Source organism: Kineococcus halophytocola, from assembly GCF_041276425.1.
Classification (GTDB): Bacteria; Actinomycetota; Actinomycetes; order Actinomycetales; family Kineococcaceae; genus Kineococcus; species Kineococcus halophytocola.
Window position 1 is genome coordinate 56,321 of sequence record NZ_JBGFTU010000010.1, and the last position, 20,727, is coordinate 77,047.

The following is a 20,727-nucleotide window of genomic DNA, read 5'->3' on the forward strand; positions in this document are numbered from 1 at the left end:
CGGTGCGGTCAGCTCCCGGCGGGGTCGGAGACCCCGGTCAAGACGAAGGCGACCGTGGCCGGCTGGTCGGACTTGTTGCGCCACGCGTGACGGCCCGCGAGCTGGACGATCGTGTCGCCGCGCCGCAAGAGCGTCTCCGCGCCCCCGTCCAGCTCCAGCCAGATCTCGCCGTCGAGCACGACGCCCAGGTCGAGGCTCTGCGTGCGGTGCATCCCCGGGGAGTCCGGTTCCATGGCGGCCGCGAGGTCGGGCAGCTTGGCGGCGAACTCGCCACCTGCCGCGGCGCCGTCGAAGCCGGGCTGGAAGGCCACCGAGTCCGGCGCGTACTGCACGATGACGAAGCTCGAACCTCCCGCTGCGGGGAAGAGCGGTCCCTCGTCGGTGGTCGGCTCCCCCTCCGGCGGGGTGGTGCTGGGCACCCCGCCGGAGAACCAGATCCGGGCGTGGGCCTGTCCGGGCAGGTGCTGGTACTCGTGGGAGTGCGGGACGGCGTCGTCGGAGAGGAACACCGACCTGCCGCTGGCGTCGTTGCCTGCGACGACTCGCCTGACCTTCATGGGTTTCTCCTGGTTCCGTGCGGGAGGGTGCGGGAGGGTGCGGGACGGCGGGTGACGGCCCCCCGGCGCGTCAGGGGACGATGACGTAGTTGCTGAAGCCGCCGTTGCGGTTCTTGAACACCGCCAGCGCCTCGTTGACCCGTTCCAGGCCGAAGACCTCGTGCTCGAGCACCGACAGGTCGACGGCGCCCACCGCGGCGAGGTCGGCCATCTCCTGGCCGTCGGTCGGGGTGAACCACAGCGAGCCGACGAGGGTCTGGTTGCGGTCCATGACCTCGTGGAGGTTGATGGGCAGCTCCCCGGCCACGGCGCCGATGTTGACGTGAGTGCCGCCGCGCGCGAGCGCCCCGAACGCGTCGAGGGTGCTGGACTGCGGCGCCCCGGGCCCGAGCGCGTCGACGACGATCGAGGTGCCGACGCCTCCGGTGAGACCGTGCACCCAGTTCGTCACGCTGACCTCGTCCCCGAGGGCGTGGGTCCGGATCCGGCCGGGGGCCAGTGCCTCCACCTGCTTGAGCAGCTCCAGGTCGCGCCCGGTGCCGTAGATCTCGCGGACGCCGAGCGCGAGCCCGAAGAGCACCGCCCCGATGCCCAGGGTGCCGCTCGCCCCGTTGACCAGCAGGGTGCTGTGCGGTCCGGCGCCGGCCCGGCGCAGCGCGCGGTAGGCGGTCCCGAGGTATCCCCAGCGCGCCGCCGTCTCGAAGGACACGGAGTCGGGCAGGTCGACCAGGCTGTACTGCGGCGCGGTCATGTAGTCCGCCAGGCCGCCGTAGGGGTAGGCCTTGTAGATCTCCTTCGAGCCGGGACCGAACCCGAAGTAGCCGTTGAAGGTGTAGTAGGCGCACGAGATGTGGTCACCGGCCCGACAGGGCCGGCACCCGCCGCAGTAGCGGGCGGGGTTCACGTAGACGCGTTGCCCCAGCTCGACGCCGTGGACCTGCGACCCCTTGCGGACGACGACGCCGGCGGCGTCGAGACCGAAGATGGCCGGCAGCTCCGGCATCACCAGGTGGGGGAACCACGTGGTGATGTTGTCCAGCACGTTGCGCAGGTTGGGCACGATCCCGCAGGCCCTCACCTCCACCAGGACGTCGGTGGGCCCCGGCTCGGGGACGTCGATCGTGTCGATGCGCAGGTCTTCGCCCGTCGCGTGCATCCGGGCGGCTCGCATGGTCTTGCTCATGGGTCCCTCGCAGTCGGCCTCGTCGCCACGTGCTGTGGATGGTGTCGGTCACCCGGTGCGTGTCAGGTGTCGAACGCCTGTTCGCGACCAGGATCCCGGGGTCCGAACACAACCAGTCCCTCGTCGTCGCAGGCAACGGGGATGTTCCGAGGAAGTTGTCCTGCTGCGCCGAATTACTCTTCGCCGCCCGCGGGTGGCGAGGGCGGATCGTGGGTCGGGGAAGCCGGGGGGGCCACCTTCCCGAGCGGCCAGCTGACGGCCTGGGCGAACTCGATCACGGCCCTGCCCCGGTTGCTCAGGGTGAGGCTGGAGGACCAGATGAGCGCCACCGACACCGGGGTGACGGGCGGGGAGATCTCCCGCCGCACCACCGGGAGTTCCGTCAGGTGGGAGTAGTCGGGGTGGGGCTGGATGAGCATCCCGTAGCCCAGCCCGTGGCCCACCAGGGTGCGCACCACGTCGGAGTTGGCGGTGCGGTGCCGGACGCGGGGGGTCAGCCCGCGCGCGGCGAAGATCCCGAGCGCGTGGTCGGTGGTGGGTGGGGCGTTGAGCATGATGAAGTCGTCGTCGGCGAGGTCCTCCAGGCGCACCTGGTCGGCGTCGGCGAGGCGGTGGGAGGCGTGCAGCAGCACGTGCGGGCGCAGGGCGAACACTTCGATGCGCGGGGTGCCGCTCGGCAGGAAGGCGTCGTACACGAAGGCGACGTCGAGGCGTGCGGACTCGAGCATCTCCACCAGCTGGTCCTGGGTGGACTCGACCAGTTCGATGTCGAGGCCGGGGTGCGACGCCCCGAAGTCGCCGAGGAGCGCCGGCAGAACCGTGGGCGCGATGGGGCCGAAGCAGCCGACGGCCAGGGGGCCGGCGAGCTGCTCGCCTTCGGAGGAGAGGGTGACGCTCAGCTCCTCGGCGCCGCGCAGCAGCCGCCGGGCGTCGCTGACGGTGCGCGTCCCGGCGCTCGTGAGCGTCACCCCGTGGGACTTGCGGCGCACGCACAGCTTGGCGCCCAGCACCCGCTCGAGCTCGGTGATGGCCTCGGACATCGCCGAGGCCGAGACGTGCATGCGCTCGGCCGCACCGATGATCGTGCCGGTCTCGGAGACCGCGACGAGGTAGGCGAGCTGACGCAGGGTGAAGTTCGGGGGGTAAGGACGCATCGTCGCTCTCCGCGGGCCTCCGTGGGACCAGGTGACGGTAGCAGCAGCTCAGCGGCGTGGCGGGCGGGTGGAAGGCGAGGGGTGAGCGCTCTTTTGTTCTTTGAAACAGAACAACTGAAAGTCTTGTGCTCCCTCGTGGGACAAGTCCAGGCTGTTCGCACCGTCGGCAGCAGCGCCGGCGGGTACCGAGGAGGGTGGGCCGTGGTCGACGACGACCTGCAGGACCAGCGCCGTCTCGACGAGGCCCCGCGTGGAGTCGTCGGCGGCACCCCGAGCGGTGTCCTGGACGGTGTCCAGGACGGGCTCCCCCTGACCGGCCTGCTCGTCGCCGACTTCTCCCGCGTGCTCGCCGGCCCCCTGGCGACGACGCACCTGGCCGACCTCGGCGCCCGCGTGGTCAAGGTGGAGCGGCCCGGTGCCGGCGACGAGACCCGGCGGTGGGGACCGCCCTTCAGCGCGACCGGCTCCACCTACTTCGAGAGCGTCAACCGCAACAAGGAGTCGCTCTGCCTCGACCTGTCCGACCCCGCTGACCGCGAGCTCGCCCGCGAGCTCGCGGCGCGCGCCGACGTGCTGGTGCAGAACTTCCGCCCCGGCGCCATGGAGGCCATGGGCCTCGGCCTGGACGAGCTGCGCCGGGCCAACCCGGGTCTCGTGACCGTGTCCATCAGCGGCTTCGGTGAGGCGGGGGGTGCCTCGCTGCCGGGCTACGACTTCGTGGTCCAGGCGCTCGGCGGGCTGATGAGCATCACCGGCGAGGCCGACGGGGACCCCACCAAGGTGGGGGTGGCCGTCGTCGACGTGGTGTGCGGCAAGGACGCCGCCCTCGGGGCGCTGGCCGCGCTGGTCCGCCGCGGGGTCACCGGCCGCGGGGGCCACGTGGAGGTGAACCTGCTCTCCAGCCTCCAGGCCGCCCTGGTCAACCAGGTGCAGGCGTACGTCGGCGCGGGTGTCGACCCGGTGCGGGCGGGCAGCCACCACCCGTCGATCGCCCCCTACGAGCTGCTGGCCGCGGCCGACGGCCAGCTGGCGGTGGCCTGCGGCACGGACGCGATGTTCCGCAGGCTCGGTGAACAGCTGGGTCTGCCCGACCTCGCCGACGATCCGCGCTTCGCCACCAACACCGACCGGGTCCAGCACCGACCGGCCCTGCGCGCGGTGCTCGAGTCACGCCTGCGCACCGCGCCCGCCGAGCACTGGGAGGGCCTCCTGCTCGCCGCCGGTGTGCCCGCGGGCCACGTCGCGACCATCAGCGAGGGGCTCGCCCTGGCGCACTCCCTCGGGCTGGAGCCGATTGTCGACGTCCACGACGCCGGGGGCCGCGTGGTGGGCCGCCAGGTGCGAGGACCTGTCCGCGTCAGTTCCGGTGAGCCGGCCCCACGGCGCAGCCCCCCCACCCTCGGCGAGCACGACGAAGCGCTGCGGGCGTGGCTCGCCGCCCCCCGTGGGCGACCCGGCGGACCACCGCTGCCGGTGCCCGCCGCACCGCACCGCCCTGCCCACGCCCCCGCACCCGCCGCCACGCCTGCCGACCAGCTCGAGGAGTCCCGATGAGCAGCACGCTCGACCGCGCCACCGACCACGAGACGGGCGGCTCTCCCGCGAGCCCGACGGCCACCGCGCCCCTCGAGGTCGCGGTGCAGGCCGCCGAACCGCCCGCCGAGCCCCGCCCCCAGCTGCTGGGCCTCGAGGAGCTCCTCAGCGACGCCGAGCGCGACGTCAGCCGCCGCGTGGCCGCCTTCGTCGACGCCGAGGTACGCCCGAACATCGCCGAGTGGTTCGAGCGCGCGCACTTCCCGCGCGAGATCATGCCGCGCCTCGGCGAGCTCGGGCTGCTGGGCATGCACCTGAAGGAGGAGGGCTGCCCGGGGCGCAGCGCGGTCGAGTACGGCCTGGCCGCCCTCGAGCTGGAAGCAGGCGACTCCGGGCTGCGCACCGCCGTCAGCGTGCAGGGTTCGCTGGCCATGAGCGCCATCGCCAAGCACGGCTCGGCGGAGCAGAAGGCCCAGTGGCTGCCCGGCATGGCCGCCGGCCGCCTCGTCGGCTGCTTCGGCCTCACCGAACCCACCGCGGGGTCGGACCCGGGCAGCATGAGGACCTTCGCCCGCCGCGACGGCGCCGGTGAGGGGGCCGACTGGGTGCTCACCGGCGCCAAGCGCTGGATCGGCCTGGCGAGCATCGCCGACGTCGCCGTCGTCTGGGCGGCCACCGACGACGGCGTCCGCGGCTTCCTCGTGCCCACGAGCTCCCCGGGCTTCACCGCCACCCCCATCACGCCCAAGCTGTCGATGCGCGCCTCGGTGCAGTGCGACCTGACCTTCGACGAGGTCCGCCTGCCCGCCGACGCCCTGCTGCCGGGGGCCCGCGGCCTGTCGGGACCGTTCTCCTGCCTCAACGAGGCCCGCTACGGCATCTCCTGGGGCGTGCTCGGCGCCGCCCGCGACAGCTACCTCGAGGCCCTGGAGTACTCCCTGCAGCGCCAGCAGTTCGGCAAACCGCTGGCCGGCTACCAGCTGACCCAGAAGAAGCTCGCGGACATGGCGGTGGGCATCGAGAAGGGCTGGCTGCTGGCCCTGCACCTGGGCCGCCTCAAGGACGCCGGCCGGCTGCAGCCGCACCAGATCTCCGTGGGCAAGCTCGACAACACCCGCACCGCCATCGAGATCTGCCGCGAGGCCCGCACGGTGCTGGGCGGCAACGGCATCACCCTCGACCACGCCAGCCTGCGCCACGCGAACAACCTGGAGAGCGTGCGCACCTACGAGGGCACCGACGAGGTCCACACCCTCGTCATCGGGCAGCGCATCACCGGCATCCCGGCCTTCAGGTGATCGCCACCACGTCCGTCCGCGAGGTCGCGGGCCACCGGATCGCCCTGCTCGAACTCACCGCCGACGAGCGCAGACCCCTGACGTGGGACGCGACCGCCCTGGAGTCCCTGGGCAGCGCCGTCGCAGCGGTCGGCGGCCTCGACGTCGAGGCGCTCGTGCTGCTCGGACCCGGGGGAGGTCTGGGCGCCGGCGCAGACCTGCAGGAGCTCCGCTCGCCGCGCCAGCCCGACCTGGGGCTGCGCGTGGCCGAGCGCGGCTACGCAGCGCTGGAGCCGTTGCGCACCCTCCCGGTGCCCACTGTCGCGCTGCTCGCCGGTCCGGCGCTGGGCGGTGCCCTCGAAGTGGGGCTCACCGCCGACGTGCGCATCGCCCGCGACGGGGCCGCAGTGCTCGGACTGCCGGAGGTGCGGCTGGGGCTGGTCCCCGGGTGGGGCGGCGTGACACGCCTGGCCGAGCTCACCGGACGCGCGGTGGCCGGCCGGGTGGCCGTCACCGACGCCCTCGCGGGACGCACCCTGTCGGCCACCGGTGCCCTGGAGGCCGGAGTCGTCGACGTCGTCCTGGCCGGCGAGGACCTGGACTCCTTCGTGGAGCAGGCGGTGACCGCGGTCGCCGCGGCGCTCGACGCTCCGGGCTCCGGCCAGCCCGCCCCGCCACCGCAGACGCCCCCGACGGCGGCGTGGGAGGCGTGGGAGGCGTGGGACGGTGGTGCGCTGCTCGCTGCGGTGGAGCGCCGGACCCCGGGCGGCACCGACGCGGTCCGTGCGGCAGTCGAGCTCCTCGACGCGCTCGGCGACGTCGAGGCGACCGCCGGCACCTCGTTGCGCGAGCGCACCGCCGTCCGCCTGTCCAGGCCGGAGCCACCGCTGCGCAAGGAGACGGTGACGGCCTTCGACCGCCTCGTGGGAGGCGTCCAGGCCCGGGCCGGCATCGCGAGCTTCTTCGCCGTGCAGCGCGCGCGCAGCGCCACCCGCCGCGCGGCCGCCGGTGCACGCTGGAGCCGCGTCGGGGTGGTGGGCGGCGGGCTCATGGCCACCCAGCTCGCCGCGCTCGTCGCGCAGCGGACCGGTGCGCGCGTGCACCTCGTGGAGGTCGACCCCGAGCGCGCCGCCACCGCCGTGCAGCGCGTGCGCGGCCACCTCGAGCGCGCCGTGCGCGCCGGGCTGGACGCCGCTGCGGCGGCCGCTGCCGCCGAGGCCACCACCGCCGGCACCGACCTCGCGGACCTGGCCGGGTGCGAGGCCGTCATCGAGGCCGTCGTGGAGGACCTGGCGGTCAAGCGGAGCGTCTGGCGAGACCTCGAGGACGTCGTCGACGACACGACCCTCCTGCTCACCAACACCTCCTCGCTGTCGGTGACCGCGATGGGCGACGGCCTGCGCCACCCCGAGCGCGTCGTCGGACTGCACTTCTTCAACCCCGTCGCGGTGCTGCCGCTGGTCGAGGTGGTGGCCGCGCCCGCCACCTCGTCGGAGGCGGTGCGCACGACGTTGGCGCTGGCCGACGCGCTCGGCAAGACGGCCGTCACCAGCGCCGATGCCCCCGGCTTCATCGTCAACCGGTTGCTGAGCCGGTGGATGGGCGACGCCCTGTCGCTCGTCGACGCCGGGGAGGACCCCGAGGTGGTCGACCGGGCCCTGCAGCCCGACGGTCTGCCGATGACGCCCTTCCAGCTGGTCGAGCACATCGGGCCGGCGGTGCAGCTGCACATCCTCGAAAGCCTGCAGGACGCCTTCCCCGACCGGTTCGTGGCCAGCGCGTGCCTGCGCGAGCTGGTGCAGCACGACCTGCCCGGCTTCCGCGACCCGTCCGCCGCGGCCCTGCTGCCCCCGCGGTCCGGGACCGCGACGTCGCCGCAGGTGAGGCGCTCGCTGCTGTGCGGGCTCGCCGACGAGCTGGACCAGGTCCTGCGCGAGCACGTGGCCGCCGACGTGCAGGACGTCGACGCGGCGATGCTCCTGGGCGCCGGCTTCCCGCCGCACCAGAGGGGCCTGAGCGGCCTCCTCGACACCTCCGGGGCCTCGCAGCTGGTTCGGGGCTCGCGCTTCCACGAGGAGGGAGCCCGATGACCGGCACGACGGCGGACCCCCGCACGACCCCGGTGCTCGTCGCCGGGGCGCGGACCCCGTTCGGCCGCTGCGGCGGGGTGTTCGGGTCCGTGAGCGCCACGGAGCTGGGGGCGCACGCCGCCCGCGCCGCTCTGGCGAGGGCGGGCCTGAGCGGGGAGGAGGTCGACGCCGTCCTCGTCGGACAGGTCGTGCAGGCAGGCTCCGGCCAGGGGCCCGCGAGGATCACGGCCGTGGCGGCCGGGGTCGGGTGGCGCGCGCCGGCCACCACCGTCAACAAGATCTGCCTGTCGGGCCTGACCAGCGTCGTCGACGCCGCGCGCCTGGTGCGGCTCGGCGAGGCCGCGGTGGTGCTCGCCGGAGGGCAGGAGTCGATGAGCTCGGCGCCGCACCTGGTGCCCCGCGCCCGCGGCGGCGTCGGGTACGGGAACGCCACCCTGCTGGACGGCCTGTCCGACGCCCTCACCGACTCCTTCTCCCACCTGTCGATGGGCGAGGACACCGAGGGCCGGCTGCAGCGGGCGGAGGTGGGCCGCCAGGAGCAGGACGAGGTGGCCGCCGCCTCCCACGAGCGGGCGGCCGCGGCTCGCGACGCCGGCCGGCTCGCCGAGGAGGTGGTGCCCGTCGCGGTGCCGCGACGCCGCGGCGAGCCGGCGGTGGTCGAGCACGACGAGGGTGTCCGGGACGGCACGACGGTGCAGGTCCTCGCCGGGCTGCGACCGGCGTTCTCCCCCACGGGGTCCATCACCGCCGGCAACGCCTCACCGCTGTCGGACGGCGCCGCGTTCGTGGTGGTCACCAGCGCGGCGTGGGCCGCGGAGCGGGGCGTGGTCCCCCTGGCGCGCCTGGGGGCCGCCGGCCAGGTGGCCGGACCCGACCCGTCGCTGCTGTCCCAGCCCGCCGCCGCGGTGCGCGCTGCTCTCGCCCGCGCCGACCTCCAGGTGCGCGACCTGGACGTGGTGGAGATCAACGAAGCGTTCGCCGCTGTCGTCGTCAGGTCCTGCCGGGACCTGGGGATCTCCCCGGAGGCGGTCAACACCGACGGCGGGGCGATCGCCCTGGGCCACCCGGTGGGCGCCTCCGGCGCCCGCCTGGCGCTGCACGCCGCCCACGCCCTGCGGCGCAGGGGCGGAGGCACCGCAGCCGTCGCCCTGTGCGGCGGCGGCGGGCAGGGCGAGGCACTGCTGCTCCACCACGCCGGTTGAGCGACGACCACAGACGAGACCCGGCCCCGGCCGGCCCGAAGGAGGACCAGTGGACACCGAGGTCACGCTCCGCCAGCTCATCGGCGGCGACTGGCTGGACGGCGAGGGCGAGCAGGTGCGCTCCACCGACCCGACCCACCCGGACCACGTGGTGGCGGTCGGGTGCCTGGCCGGACCCGACCAGGTCGACGCGGCGGTCCGCGCCGCCACGGCGGCCGCTCCGAGCTGGGCGGCCACGCCCTACCACGCGCGCGGCGAGGTCCTGCAGCGAGCCGCGGGGGTGCTGGAGCGGGAGGCCGAACGCTACGGCCGCGAGCTGACCCGCGAGGAGGGCAAGACGCTGGCCGAGGGCGTCGGCGAGGTGCGCCGGGCCGCCGCGGTGCTGAGGTACTGCGCGGGGGAGGCGGACCGCGAGGCCGGCCAGCTCTTCCACTCACCCCGGGCGGGCCAGCGGATCCTCGTGGTCCACCGCCCCGTCGGGGTGGTCGGCGTCATCACCCCTTTCAACTTCCCCATCGCCATCCCCGCCTGGAAGATCGCCCCCGCGCTCGTCCACGGCAACACCGTGGTGTGGAAGCCGGCCGGTCTGGTGCCCCTCCTCGCGCAGCGGCTCGCCGAGGCGCTGGTGGAGGGCGGGCTGCCCGCGGGGGTGCTCAACCTCGTCATCGCCGATTCGCGCACCGGCCGGCGCATCGTCGACCACCCCGGCGTGCACGCCGTCACCTTCACGGGCTCCACCGGCGTGGGCCGCTCCATCGCCGCCGCCTGCGCGGCGCGCGGAGCGGCCGTCCAGGCGGAGATGGGCGGCAAGAACCCCGCCGTCGTCCTCGCCGACGCCGACCTGGAGCTCGCCGCGGAGCAGGTGCTCCTGGGCGCCTTCCGCTCCTGCGGCCAGAAGTGCACGGCGACGTCGCGCCTGGTGGTGGAGGACGCCGTGGCGGACGACCTCCTGGCGCTGCTGAGCGCCGGCGTCGAGCGCCTCGTGGTGGGCGACCCGCTCGACCAGGCCACCCAGATGGGACCGCTGGTCTCGGCAGGGGCCCGCTCCACCGTCGACGACGGCGTCCGGAAGGCCGTCGCCCAGGGCGCGCGTGCCGTCGGCTCTCCCGGGACGCAGCTGCCCGACGACGGCTGGTTCAGCCGGCCAGCACTGCTCGAGCTGCCGTCGCCGTCGCTGGAGGTCTGGCGCGAGGAGCTCTTCGGGCCCGTGCTGTCCGTGCTGCGCGCGGGGAGCGCGGCCGAGGCGTTCCACCTGGCCGGCGACAACGAGTTCGGTCTGTCCGCCGCGGTGTTCACGCGGGACCTCGGTGCCGCCCTCGCGGCGGTGGACGCCCTGGACGTGGGGGTGCTGCACGTCAACGACGAGAGCGCCGGTGCGGACCCGCACGTCCCCTTCGGCGGTTCCCGGGCCAGCTCTCTGGGACCGAAGGAGCAGGGCACCGCCTCGCGGGAGTTCTTCACCCGCTCCACCACGGTCTACCTGCGCGGATGACCGCGGTGCAGCCGGGACCTGCTCGTCGGGGGCAGGGGGCCGCGTGGACCTGAGGTGGTTGCGCGCCTTCGTGGCCGTGGTCGAGGAGATGCACTTCGCGCGGGCCGCGGAGGGGCTGGAGACGGCCACCTCCAACGTCAGTTCCCAGTTGAAGGCCCTCGAGGACCACCTCGGGGTGCGCCTGCTGGAACGGGGTCGGCGCACCGTGCCCCGCCTCACGGCGGCGGGGGAGGTCTTCCTGCCGCAGGCCCACCGGGTGCTGCTCGCCGTCGAGCAGGCCGAGGCGGTCGGGCGTGCCGCGGGCCAGGGCCTGCTCGGCCGCGTGCGCGTGGGCTACGTGGCCTCCGCGGCCTACTCCGGTGTGCTGGCCGAGGCGCTGGCACACGTGGCCGACGACTCCCAGGTGGAGGTCGTCATCGAGGAGATGACCACCCCCGCCCAGCTGGAGGCGCTGCAGGCGGGACGCATCGACGTGGGCCTGCTGCGGGAGCGACCCGACCTGCCGACCGCGCTCGCGGCCACCGTGGTGCGGCGCGACGCAGTGCTCGTGGCCCTGCCCTCCCGCCACGCGGCGGCCGGGTCCGGCACCGTGCGCGCGGCCGACCTGGCGGGGGAGCGTTTCGCCGCGCCCTCCTTCGGCGAGGCGCACGACGCGCGCGACGAGGTGGCCGCCGTGGCCAGGGCCGGGGGCTTCCCCGTGCCCGCGGTGACGGCCGTGCGCGACTACCTCGCCGCGGTGGCGCTGGTGGGCGCGGGCAACGCGGTGGCGCTGGTGCCCGAGTCGGTCTCGGGCCTGTCGCTGCCGGGGGTCGTCTACGCGCGCCTGCAGGACGTGCGGCTGGAATCCGCGCTGCTTCTGGTGCACCGACGGGACGAGAGCGCCCCGGCGGTGCGGACGGTGCTGGCGGGCCGGTGGGCACCACCCGCCGACGACGGCGGTGACGCGCCGGTGACAGCGGACGTGAGGACGGACGAGACGACGGTGGGAGGACGGGAGTGGTGAGAGCTGCAGCGGGACGGGCGCCGGGGCGCGGGGCGCTGCTGGGCCGACGGCAGCGGCTGCGGCCCAGCGGCCCCGACGTCGACGTCGACGTGCTCGTCGTCGGGTCGGGTCCCATGGGCTCGACCACGGCCCTGGCCCTGGCCCGGTACGGGGTCAGCGTGCGCGTCGTCACGAAGCGGCGCTGGCTCGCCGACGGGCCGCGGGCGCACGTGACCAACCAGCGCGCCATGGAAGTCTTCCGCGACCTGGGCGTGGAGGAGGCGGTCAGCGCGGACGCCGTCCCGTGGGAGCTGATGGGCGACATGGTCTTCGCGACCAGCGTGGCAGGGCCGGAGGTCGCGCGCATGCACGCCTTCGGCTCCGGGCCGGACCGGCTCTCGGACTACCTCACGGGCAGCCCGTGCCCGATGGCCGACGTCCCGCAGCCGCTGCTGGAGCCGGTGCTCGTGGACGCCGCAGCGGTGGCCGGTGCGGAGTACGCCTTCTGCACGGAGTACCTCTCCCACACGCAGGACGAGGACGGGGTCACCACCACGGTCCTCGACCGGCTCTCGGGCCACCGGTCCACCGTCCGCTCGCGCTACCTCGTGGGCGCCGACGGGGCCGGCTCGAAGGTCGTGCAGGACGCCGGCCTGCGCATCGAGGGCGTGATGGGGCGTGCCGCCTCGATGTACACGGTGTTCTCGGCCGACCTGGCGCGGTACGTGGCCCACCGCCCCAGCGTGCTGCACTGGATCATGAACCCCGCCGTGGGCTTCGGCGAGATCGGCATGGGTACCTTGCGGGCCGTGCGCCCCTGGGACCTCTGGATCGCGGGGTGGGGCTACGACCCCGACGCGGGGGAGCCGGCCACGGAACCGGCCGCCGTGCTGCCCACGATCCGGGCGATGATCGGTGACCTGGACGTGGCGGTCGAGGTCCACTCGACGAGCACGTGGCGCATCAACCAGGCGTGGGCACCGGTGTACTCGGCCGGACGCGTCCACTGCGGCGGGGACGCGGTGCACCGCCACCCCCCCAGCGGAGGCCTGGGGTCGAACACCTCCGTCCAAGACGGCTTCAACCTCGCGTGGAAGCTGGCCCACGTCGTCAAGGGGTGGGCGCACCCCCGTCTCCTGGAGTCCTACTCCGACGAGCGCGCCCCCGTGGGCGAACAGGTGGTCGCCCACGCCAACCGGGCCCGGACCGACTACCAGCCCATCGCGGACCTGTTCCGGACCGGGGTCCAGGACGACCCCGTCGCAGCCGGCGTGGCGAGGTTGCGGGACCCCGGTCCGCAGGGGGTGGCCGACCGCGAGGCGCTCAGCCGGGCGCTGGAGCTGAAGGACACCGAGCACAACGCCCACGGCACCGAGCTCAACCAGCGCTACGCGTCCTGCGCGGTCGTGCCCGACGAGGCCGCCGGACCCGAGGTGTGGCGGCGTGACCCCGGCCTGCACCTGCAGGCCACCACGAGGCCCGGGGCCAAGGTCCCCCACGTCTGGCTGGTCGACGAGGCGGGGCGCAAGCTCTCCACCCTCGACGTCACCGGTGGGGGGCGATTCAGCCTGCTGACCGGCCTGGCGGGCGGCGCCTGGCGGACGGCCGCCGAGGCGCTGGACCTGCCGCACCTGCGCACCGTCGTCATCGGGGACGCCGGGGTCCGCGACCCCTACCTGGCCTGGCACCGGGTGCGCGAGGTCGCCGAGGCCGGGGCGGTGCTCGTGCGGCCCGACGGGTACGTCGCCTGGCGGTGCGCTGAGCCGGTGACCGACCCGCAGGACGCGCAGACGCGCCTGCGGGGCGCGGTGGCCGCCGTTCTCGGCGCCCAGGGGCTCGCGCGGTGAGCGACGCGGCCCCTGCCCGGGCGGTGTTCTTCGTCTCCGACAGCACCGGGATCACGGCCGAGACCCTCGGCGGGGCGCTGCTGTCGAACTTCCCCGCCGTCCGGTTCGCGCGCCGCACGACGCCGTTCGTCGCCAGCCGCGCAGCTGCCGAGCAGGTGGTGCGGGACGTGGTCGGGGCAGCAGGGCGCGGGCTCGCTCCCATCCTGTTCACCACCATCCGGGACCCGGTCGTGCGCGAGGTGCTGCGCTCGGCGCCCGCCGTCCGGATCGACCTCCTGAGCGGGTACCTGACCGAGCTGGAGCAGGCGCTGGGCACCACCGCCTCCGAGCAGCTGAGCGGGTTCCACCGCGTCGGCGACACCGAGGCGTACTTCGCCCGCATGCGCGCCGTGGAGTACGCCATCGAGCACGACGACGGCCAGAGCTACCGGGCCCTGGGCAGCGCCGACGTGGTCATCGTGGCTCCCAGCCGCTGCGGCAAGACCCCGACCACCATGTACCTGGCCCTCCAGCACGGCCTCCAGGTGGCCAACTACCCGCTCACCGACGAGGACTTCCCCGCCGATGGGCTCCCGACCGTGCTGGCGCCGCTGGCGGACCGCTGCTTCGGGCTGACGACGACGGCGCTGCGGCTGAGCCAGGTCCGGCACGAGCGCCGCCCCGACTCGCGCTACGCGAGCCTCGCGCAGTGCTCCCTGGAGCTGCGCCGTGCGGAGCAGTTGTACCGGCGTCACCGGATCCCCTACGTGAACTCCTCGACCAAGAGCGTCGAGGAGATGTCTGCGGTGATCCTCCAGAACCTCCACCTGCGCCCCCGGCGCACCGGCGAGAAGAGCTGACATGAACCACGTGGCCACTGACTCCCGCAACGTGTTGTGGTTCGACGAGATCACCCTGGAGGACCTGCCCCGGGTCGGCGGCAAGAACGCCTCCCTGGGCGAGATGGTCTCCAACCTCGGGCACGCCGGGGTGAGGGTGCCCGGTGGTTTCGCCACCACCGCGGACGCCTACCGCCGGTTCCTCGCCCACGAGGGCCTGGGGGACCGGATCGTGGCCGCGGTCGCCGCCGTGGACGTCGACGACGTCGCGGACCTGACCCGCGTCGGCGACCAGGTGCGCCAGTGGGTGCAGCAGCAGTCGTTCCCCACCGACCTCGAGGCGGACGTGCGCGCGGCCTTCGCCCGGCTCGTCGAGACCGACCCCGAGCCGCAGACCGTCACGTGGGCCGTGCGCTCCTCCGCGACCGCCGAGGACCTGCCTGACGCCTCCTTCGCCGGCCAGCAGGAGACCTTCCTCAACATCGCCGGCATCGACGGCGTGCTGTCCGCCGTGCGTGCGGTCTTCGCCTCCCTCTACAACGACCGCGCGATCTCCTACCGTGCCCACCACGGCTTCGGCCACGATGTCGCCCTGTCCGCCGGGGTGCAGCGCATGGTGCGCTCCGACGTCGGCGCCTCCGGTGTCGTCTTCACCGTGGACACCGAGTCCGGCTTCGACCGGGCCGTCTTCGTCACCAGTTCCTACGGCCTCGGGGAGGCCGTGGTGCAGGGGGCTGTGAATCCCGACGAGTTCTTCGTCTCCAAGGTCGCCCTGCGCGCCGGGCGCCCCGCCGTCCTCAAGCGGGTGGTGGGGGAGAAGGCCATCGCCATGCGCTACACCGACGACCGCACCGTGGGCGCCAGCACGGCCTTCGTCGACGTGCCCCCGGAGGACAGGAGCCGCTTCTCCGTCACCGACGCCGAGGTGCAGGAGTTGGCCCGCCACGCGCTCGTCATCGAGGAGCACTACGGCCGGCCGATGGACGTCGAGTGGGGCAAGGACGGCGTCGACGGGCGTCTCTACGTCCTGCAGGCACGCCCGGAGACGGTTGTCTCCCGCGCCAGCAGCACCGTCCTGCGGCGCTTCGAGCTCACCGAGCGCGCCGCCGTGCTGACCACGGGCCGCTCGATCGGGCAGCGCATCGGCGCGGGGCCGGTGCGCGTGATGCGGTCCCTGGACCAGATGCACGACTTCCGACCTGGCGACGTGCTGGTGGCCGACATGACCGACCCCGACTGGGAGCCGATCATGAAGCGGGCCGGCGCCATCGTCACGGACCGCGGCGGCCGGACCTGCCACGCGGCCATCATCGCCCGCGAACTCGGCATTCCGGCCGTGGTGGGGACCGGAGACGCCACCCGGGTGCTCGGCGACGGCGCGCCCGTCACCGTCTCGTGCGCCGAGGGCGCGGACGGTCTGGTCTACGAGGGGATCTTGCCCGTCCGCGAGAGCGAGACGCACCTGGACGCGATGCCCCCCGTTCCCACGAAGGTCATGATGAACGTCGGGACCCCCGACCAGGCCTTCACCTTCTCCCGGCTGCCCCACCACGGCGTGGGACTGGCGCGCCTGGAGTTCATCATCAACCGTCAGATCGGCGTCCACCCCCGGGCCCTGCTCGAGCACGCCGACCTCCCCGACGACCTCAAGGCCCAGGTCGACGCACGGGCTGCCGCCTACCCCTCGCCCCGGGACTACTTCGTGCAGCGGGTGGTCGAAGGGGTGGCAACCATTGCCGCGGCCTTCGCGCCCGAACCGGTCATCGTGAGGCTGAGCGACTTCAAGTCCAACGAGTACGCCAACCTGCTCGGCGGGGAGCGCTACGAGCCCCACGAGGAGAACCCGATGCTCGGCTACCGCGGTGCCTCACGGTACGTCTCGCCCGAGTTCCGCGGGTGCTTCGACATGGAGTGCGAGGCCCTGCGCTTCGTGCGCGAGGAGATGGGTTTCACCAACGTCCAGGTCATGGTGCCCTTCGTGCGCACCGTGGCTGAGGGGCGGGCGGTGGTGGACCTCCTGGCCCAGAACGGGTTGCGCAGCGGAGACCATGACCTGAAGGTCGTGATGATGTGTGAGCTGCCGTCCAACGCCCTGCTCGCCGACCAGTTCCTCAAGCTCTTCGACGGGTTCTCCATCGGCTCCAACGACATGACCCAGCTGACCCTTGGACTCGACCGCGACAGCGCTCTGGTGGCCGGCTCGTTCGACGAACGGGACCCCGCCGTCCTCGCGTTGCTGTCGCTCGCCATCGAGGCAGCCAAGCGGCAGGGCAAGTACGTCGGAATCTGCGGTCAGGGACCGAGCGACCACCCCGACTTCGCGCAGTGGCTCGTGGACCAGGGGGTCACGTCGGCGTCGCTGAACCCCGACACCGTGGTCGACACCTGGCTCGGTCTGAGCCGTCGACAGCTCGCAGAACCGCTCCCCTCGGAGACGGACGGACCGACATCGGCGCGCCGGCCGAACCCGAGCGAGCGACCGAGAGGAGAGGAACCTCGTGCGTCGAGGGCCTTGGGTCCCACGTGCCGCTGACCGGTGTGGGAAGGTCTGCGGGCACCGATGGCATCAGGGGCTCTCCTGACACATGTGTGAAGCCTCATCAGCCCTCAGCGCCCTCCGCGGCCCGGTAGCGGCGGGCAGAACCCACCCGAAGCCACCATCGCCAACCCCACCAACGGCGCCGCCGAGTGGACCCCGAACGCCACCCGCGTCAACACCCGGATCTTCGTGTTCATCGACTCCACCGACCCGTTCGACGACCCGTGCTCGAACGTCGCCTCGATCGCCAGCCGGTGCCTGATGATCGTGCGCGACAGCGCCACGAACGCCGGGACCCTGCACCGCCTGGCCCACCCGATCCACCGATCCAACGCCGCCCCCGCCGCGACTGGCCCGTCCGAGCGATCCACGCCAGCTGGGCTACCTGCTGCTCGGTGAGGTGCTCAGGGTTCCTCCACAACGCCCACCGCGCACCCTTGAGCGACTTCGCCGCGCCCGTGGCCTGCGCAGCCCTGCCCTCGGTTGCACGCCGGCCCACCGCACCCTGGCGCGGTTCCACGACGCCCGCCGTTCTCCATCCAAGGCCTTGCTCGCCCACTGCACCACCGCACGAGGCCGTGAAAGGGGTCAGCGCACCGCACCGCGTTCGGGCACCGATCGGCCACGACCGTCGCGATCCAGTTCGCCCCGTCCGCCGACACGTGCGTGATCTGGGAAGACCGCAACTCCTCACTCCCTGGACCCGAGGCGTCCAGCTCGTCGAAGAACCCGGCCGACGTCTCCTTGTCCCGCCCCGGCCCCACCCGCACCAGCCGCTCGGTGTCGTGATCGACCACCACGGTCAGGTCCTCGTGCCCGCGCTTGTCGGAGATCTCATCGACCCCGATCCGGCGCAGCCCGGCGAACCGGCCCATCCCGTGCTCACGGCAGCGGACCCGCGGCGCACGGGCCTGGACGAAGGTACGGGCCGCGCCCAGGTCCAGCGCCCGCCACCGGCGCACACCGCGGCCCGCACCGAAGCGCCGGCACCGCCGTCGACATCACCCGCACCGATCCTGGGCCCGACGCGGCACACGAGCAGTCACGACGAGCACGCCAGCGTCCTGGTCGGAGTCGACGCCCTCGACGACCGCCTGCTTCAAGCCGAGCAGCTCAGCCCATGTCCTGATCCCGCGCACGCCGTTCTCCCGTGGTGACGATCATGAACTCGACGCTCAAGACCGCAGCCACCCGGACGGCGTGCGTCCTGCATCTCAGCTGCTCAGAGGCGTCGCAACAGCCGACCTGACCTCACAGGCGTCAGAAGAGCCTCATTCTCGGGTCAGACAGCCAATCCGAGTGTCCACCGAACCGAGGACGGTCCAGGACGGCGCCACGGTCGAGGTCTCCCGCACGCAGGTGTGGATGTGGCTGCGACACCGGACGGCGCTGGACGACGGGCGGACGGTGGACCGCCGGCTGGTCCAGCGGATCCTCGACGAGGAGTTCGGCCGTGCGCTGGCCGAGCTGTCGAGCGATCCGGGGCCACCTGCGCGACTGGCTGCCGCCCGCGACATCGTGGAGGAGGCGACGTTCGTGGCCGAGTACCCGGCCTCCATCACGACGGAGGCGTACGCCCGGCACCTGGTCGACGTGCTCCCGTCGCCCTGCCCCACCGATCAGCGCGGTGGGGCTCGGTCCGGTGTCCGCAGCCTCTCGCCCACCCGGACGAAGATCGTGGAGCCGGTCGCCGTGGGTGTCGCATGAGCACGGTCCACTGCCTGCGCAGCTGAGTCCTTCCCGAAGCACCGCGAGCCGGACCCCGGCGATCGACGGTGGGGCCTGCGCCCGCGCCCGGGGTCGTGGGGTCGCCCGTCCCGGGCGGGGTCAGCGACGGGACGGGGCGGGGCTCGCCGGTGCTGTGGGGTCACCGGGGAAGAAGCGCCGTCCGGCCCACAGCGCCACGTGGACCAGCGCGATGAGGACGGGCACCTCGATGAGCGGGCCGACGACCCCGGCCAGGGCCTGCCCGGACGTCACGCCGAAGGTGCCGACGGCCACCGCGATGGCGAGCTCGAAGTTGTTGCCGGTGGCGGTGAAGGACAGCGTGGACGTCTTGGCGTAGCTCAGGCCGATCACCCGGCCGAGCGCGAAGGAGCCCGCGAACACGACCGCGAAGTAGGCCAGCAGCGGCAGGGCGATGCGGGCCACGTCCCCGGGCCGGGAGGTGATCGCCTCCCCCTGCAGGGCGAAGAGCACGACGACGGTGAACAGCAGCCCGTACAGCGCGACCGGGCCGATCCTCGGCAGGAAGCGGTCCTCGTACCAGGCCCGTCCCCTGGCCCGCTCGCCCAGCGCGCGGGTGGCGAACCCGGCGACCAGCGGGATGCCGAGGAAGACCAGCACCGAGACGACGATGGCGCCGACGGAGAAGTCCGCGCTGGTCGTCGGCAGGCCCAGCCAGCCGGGCAGGACCTGCAGGTAGAACCAGCCGAGAGCGGCGAAGGCCAGGATCTGGAAGATCGAGTTGACGGCGACCAGGACGGCGGCGGCCTCCCGGTCACCGCACGACAGGTCGTTCCAGATGAGCACCATGGCGATGCAGCGGGCCAGGCCGACGATGACCAGCCCCGTGCGGTACTCCGGTTGGTCCGGCAGCAGCAGCCAGGCCAGGGCGAACATCAGCGCGGGGCCGACGAGCCAGTTCAGGACCAGGGAGCTGACCATGAGCCGGCGGTCGGCGGCGACGCGCCCGGTCTCGGAGTACCGGACCTTCGCCAGCACCGGGTACATCATCAGCAGCAGGCCCACGGCGATGGGCAGGCTGACCGAGCCCACCTCCACCGCGCCGAGGGCGCGGTCGAGGCCGGGGACGGACCGGCCCAGCAGCAGCCCGGCGGCCATCGCGGCAATGATCCACACCGGCAGGAAGCGGTCCAGCACCGAGAGCCGGGCCAGGACCGGGGCATCGGCGCCGGCCCGCGGTCCTTGCGCGACGACGTCGTTCACGAGCAGACCCCTCCACCGATCGACACGGAGGCAACCCTGGGGTTGGACATCGATGATTGTCAATATCGACAGCTCTCGATGTCTGCGGCACCATGGCGCCATGGCCACGCTCACCCCGACGACGTGCGGGGGTGCCCGTCCGGACGTCCACCCCGGTGCGGACCCCGGTGCGGACCCCGGTGCGGACCCCGGTGACCGCTGCGCCCCGCTGGCCCGCGAACCCCTCGCCGCCGAGGCCGCCACCACCCTCGCGCGGACCCTGAAGGCGCTCGCGGACCCCGCCCGCCTGCGCCTGCTGTCCCTCATCGCCGCCCACGAGGGCGGCGAAGCCTGCGTCTGCGACCTGACCGGACCGCTGGGCCTGAGCCAGCCCACCGTCTCCCACCACCTCAAGGTCCTCCTCGAGGCGGGCCTGCTCACCCGCGAGAAGAGGGGAGTCTGGGCCTACTACACCCTGGTCGGCGAGGCGATGGACGCCGTCGCGGCCGCCCTGACCGCACCGCCGGGCCGCACCAGCACCTCCACCTGCTGACCACCACCACGACCGAGCCGCCGCCTCCTCAGCTCGCCGGCACCGGCGCCGTCCTGCTCCCGAACCCCCCACGTCCCCAGGAGATCCCCGTGCCCCAGCCCACCGTCCTCTTCGTGTGCGTCAAGAACGGCGGGAAGTCGCAGGTGGCCGCCGGTCTCATGCGCCGGGCCGCCGGGGACGCCGTCACCGTCGCCTCCGCCGGCACCCGGGCCGGCGCCGAGCTCAACGCCCTGGCGGTGCAGAGCCTGGCCGAAGTCGGCGTGGACATCGGCGCCGAGCGTCCGCAGCAGCTGACCGACGACCTCGTCCGCGCCGCCGACCTGGTCGTCGTGCTCGGCCGTGAGGCGGAGGTCGAGACCGTCGACGGCACCCCCGTCGAGGTCTGGGAGACCGACGAACCGTCGCTGCGCGGCATCGAGGGCGTGGAGCGGATGCGGCTCGTCCGCGACGACATCGCCCGGCGCGTCACCGCCCTGGCGCACCGGCTGCAGGCGGGTGCCCCCGCCGGGACCTCGCGCCCGGAGGCGGTGACCCGGGCCACCGAGGGGTCGGACCGGTGACGCCGATCCGCT

Annotated in this window: 16 protein-coding genes and 1 pseudogene; 12 read left to right on the forward strand and 5 right to left on the reverse strand. The window is 73.7% G+C overall.

Features of this window, described 5'->3' with window-relative positions:
* Nucleotides 1-8: 8 nt before the first annotated feature.
* The 3 genes from AB2L27_RS10305 to AB2L27_RS10315 all read right to left on the reverse strand — a co-directional run bounded on the left by AB2L27_RS10305 (nt 9) and on the right by AB2L27_RS10315 (nt 2,894).
* Entirely contained in the window at nt 9-557 is a 549-nt protein-coding gene (locus AB2L27_RS10305; protein WP_370441381.1) for a cupin domain-containing protein, read from the reverse strand.
* A gap of 70 nt (nt 558-627) precedes the next feature.
* Nucleotides 628-1,740 carry an alcohol dehydrogenase catalytic domain-containing protein gene (locus AB2L27_RS10310; RefSeq protein ID WP_370441382.1) on the reverse strand — a complete coding sequence of 371 codons (1,113 nt, stop codon included), beginning with the start codon at nt 1,738-1,740 and terminating at the stop codon, nt 628-630.
* A 173-nt stretch (nt 1,741-1,913) separates the two neighbouring features.
* The gene (locus tag AB2L27_RS10315) at nt 1,914-2,894 is read right to left on the reverse strand and encodes a LysR family transcriptional regulator (protein ID WP_370441383.1); all 981 of its coding nucleotides are present in this window, start codon (nt 2,892-2,894) and stop codon (nt 1,914-1,916) included.
* 282 nt (nt 2,895-3,176) lie between these two features.
* Here AB2L27_RS10315 and AB2L27_RS10320 point away from each other — a divergent pair, with 282 nt between their 5' ends.
* From AB2L27_RS10320 to ppsA, 9 genes are read left to right on the forward strand one after another with little or no spacing between them, the layout of a single operon-like run.
* Nucleotides 3,177-4,448 (forward strand): CaiB/BaiF CoA transferase family protein, encoded by a 1,272-nt coding sequence (locus tag AB2L27_RS10320; protein ID WP_370441475.1) that lies wholly within the window; start codon nt 3,177-3,179, stop codon nt 4,446-4,448.
* Nucleotides 4,445-5,725 carry an acyl-CoA dehydrogenase family protein gene (locus AB2L27_RS10325; RefSeq protein ID WP_370441384.1) on the forward strand — a complete coding sequence of 427 codons (1,281 nt, stop codon included), beginning with the start codon at nt 4,445-4,447 and terminating at the stop codon, nt 5,723-5,725. Before AB2L27_RS10320 ends, AB2L27_RS10325 begins: the two co-directional genes overlap by 4 nt.
* Complete coding sequence (locus AB2L27_RS10330; RefSeq protein WP_370441385.1) at nt 5,722-7,794, forward strand: 3-hydroxyacyl-CoA dehydrogenase NAD-binding domain-containing protein; 2,073 nt, start codon at nt 5,722-5,724, stop codon at nt 7,792-7,794. The genes AB2L27_RS10325 and AB2L27_RS10330 overlap by 4 nt, the downstream gene beginning before the upstream one ends.
* The gene (locus AB2L27_RS10335) at nt 7,791-8,996 is read left to right on the forward strand and encodes an acetyl-CoA C-acyltransferase (protein WP_370441386.1); all 1,206 of its coding nucleotides are present in this window, start codon (nt 7,791-7,793) and stop codon (nt 8,994-8,996) included. The genes AB2L27_RS10330 and AB2L27_RS10335 overlap by 4 nt, the downstream gene beginning before the upstream one ends.
* Before the next feature lie 49 nt (nt 8,997-9,045).
* Entirely contained in the window at nt 9,046-10,488 is a 1,443-nt protein-coding gene (locus tag AB2L27_RS10340; protein ID WP_370441387.1) for an aldehyde dehydrogenase family protein, read from the forward strand.
* A gap of 43 nt (nt 10,489-10,531) precedes the next feature.
* The gene (locus tag AB2L27_RS10345; RefSeq protein WP_370441388.1) at nt 10,532-11,491 is read left to right on the forward strand and encodes a LysR family transcriptional regulator; all 960 of its coding nucleotides are present in this window, start codon (nt 10,532-10,534) and stop codon (nt 11,489-11,491) included.
* The gene (locus tag AB2L27_RS10350; protein ID WP_370441389.1) at nt 11,488-13,317 is read left to right on the forward strand and encodes an FAD-dependent monooxygenase; all 1,830 of its coding nucleotides are present in this window, start codon (nt 11,488-11,490) and stop codon (nt 13,315-13,317) included. The genes AB2L27_RS10345 and AB2L27_RS10350 overlap by 4 nt, the downstream gene beginning before the upstream one ends.
* Complete coding sequence (locus tag AB2L27_RS10355; RefSeq protein WP_370441390.1) at nt 13,314-14,156, forward strand: pyruvate, water dikinase regulatory protein; 843 nt, start codon at nt 13,314-13,316, stop codon at nt 14,154-14,156. Before AB2L27_RS10350 ends, AB2L27_RS10355 begins: the two co-directional genes overlap by 4 nt.
* 1 nt (nt 14,157) lies before the next feature.
* Nucleotides 14,158-16,668: a phosphoenolpyruvate synthase gene (gene ppsA / locus AB2L27_RS10360; RefSeq protein ID WP_370441391.1), complete on the forward strand. Its 2,511-nt coding sequence runs from the start codon at nt 14,158-14,160 to the stop codon at nt 16,666-16,668.
* Nucleotides 16,669-16,742: 74 nt separating this feature from the next.
* On the opposite strand, the pseudogene AB2L27_RS10365 reads toward ppsA, so the two are convergent.
* Nucleotides 16,743-17,813: pseudogene (locus tag AB2L27_RS10365) on the reverse strand (transposase).
* A gap of 160 nt (nt 17,814-17,973) precedes the next feature.
* Between AB2L27_RS10365 and AB2L27_RS10370 the strand changes: the two are divergent.
* A complete protein-coding gene (locus tag AB2L27_RS10370; RefSeq protein ID WP_370441392.1) occupies nt 17,974-18,381 on the forward strand; it encodes a hypothetical protein in 408 nt (135 codons plus the stop codon).
* 120 nt (nt 18,382-18,501) lie between these two features.
* Here the strand turns inward: AB2L27_RS10370 and arsB are convergent, their stop codons facing one another.
* On the reverse strand, nt 18,502-19,572 hold the full coding sequence (gene arsB, locus AB2L27_RS10375) for an ACR3 family arsenite efflux transporter (protein WP_370441476.1): 1,071 nt from the start codon (nt 19,570-19,572) through the stop codon (nt 18,502-18,504).
* A 151-nt stretch (nt 19,573-19,723) separates the two neighbouring features.
* On the opposite strand from arsB, the gene AB2L27_RS10380 reads away from it, so the two are divergent.
* Together AB2L27_RS10380 and AB2L27_RS10385 are read left to right on the forward strand one after the other, a co-directional pair.
* On the forward strand, nt 19,724-20,155 hold the full coding sequence (locus AB2L27_RS10380) for an ArsR/SmtB family transcription factor (protein ID WP_370441393.1): 432 nt from the start codon (nt 19,724-19,726) through the stop codon (nt 20,153-20,155).
* Between the two features lie 89 nt (nt 20,156-20,244).
* Nucleotides 20,245-20,715: an arsenate-mycothiol transferase ArsC gene (locus tag AB2L27_RS10385; protein ID WP_370441394.1), complete on the forward strand. Its 471-nt coding sequence runs from the start codon at nt 20,245-20,247 to the stop codon at nt 20,713-20,715.
* The last annotated feature ends 12 nt before the right edge of the window (nt 20,716-20,727 follow it).

What these genes read in the sequence shown, in the direction of transcription:
- AB2L27_RS10335 (WP_370441386.1), top strand. Translation starts at nt 7,791, where the DNA reads ATGACCGGCACGACGGCGGACCCCCGCACGACCCCGGTGCTCGTCGCC.
- AB2L27_RS10315 (WP_370441383.1), bottom strand. Translation starts at nt 2,894, where the DNA reads ATGCGTCCTTACCCCCCGAACTTCACCCTGCGTCAGCTCGCCTACCTC.
- AB2L27_RS10380 (WP_370441393.1), top strand. Translation starts at nt 19,724, where the DNA reads ATGGCCACGCTCACCCCGACGACGTGCGGGGGTGCCCGTCCGGACGTC.
- AB2L27_RS10310 (WP_370441382.1), bottom strand. Translation starts at nt 1,740, where the DNA reads ATGAGCAAGACCATGCGAGCCGCCCGGATGCACGCGACGGGCGAAGAC.
- AB2L27_RS10305 (WP_370441381.1), bottom strand. Translation starts at nt 557, where the DNA reads ATGAAGGTCAGGCGAGTCGTCGCAGGCAACGACGCCAGCGGCAGGTCG.
- AB2L27_RS10325 (WP_370441384.1), top strand. Translation starts at nt 4,445, where the DNA reads ATGAGCAGCACGCTCGACCGCGCCACCGACCACGAGACGGGCGGCTCT.
- ppsA (WP_370441391.1), top strand. Translation starts at nt 14,158, where the DNA reads ATGAACCACGTGGCCACTGACTCCCGCAACGTGTTGTGGTTCGACGAG.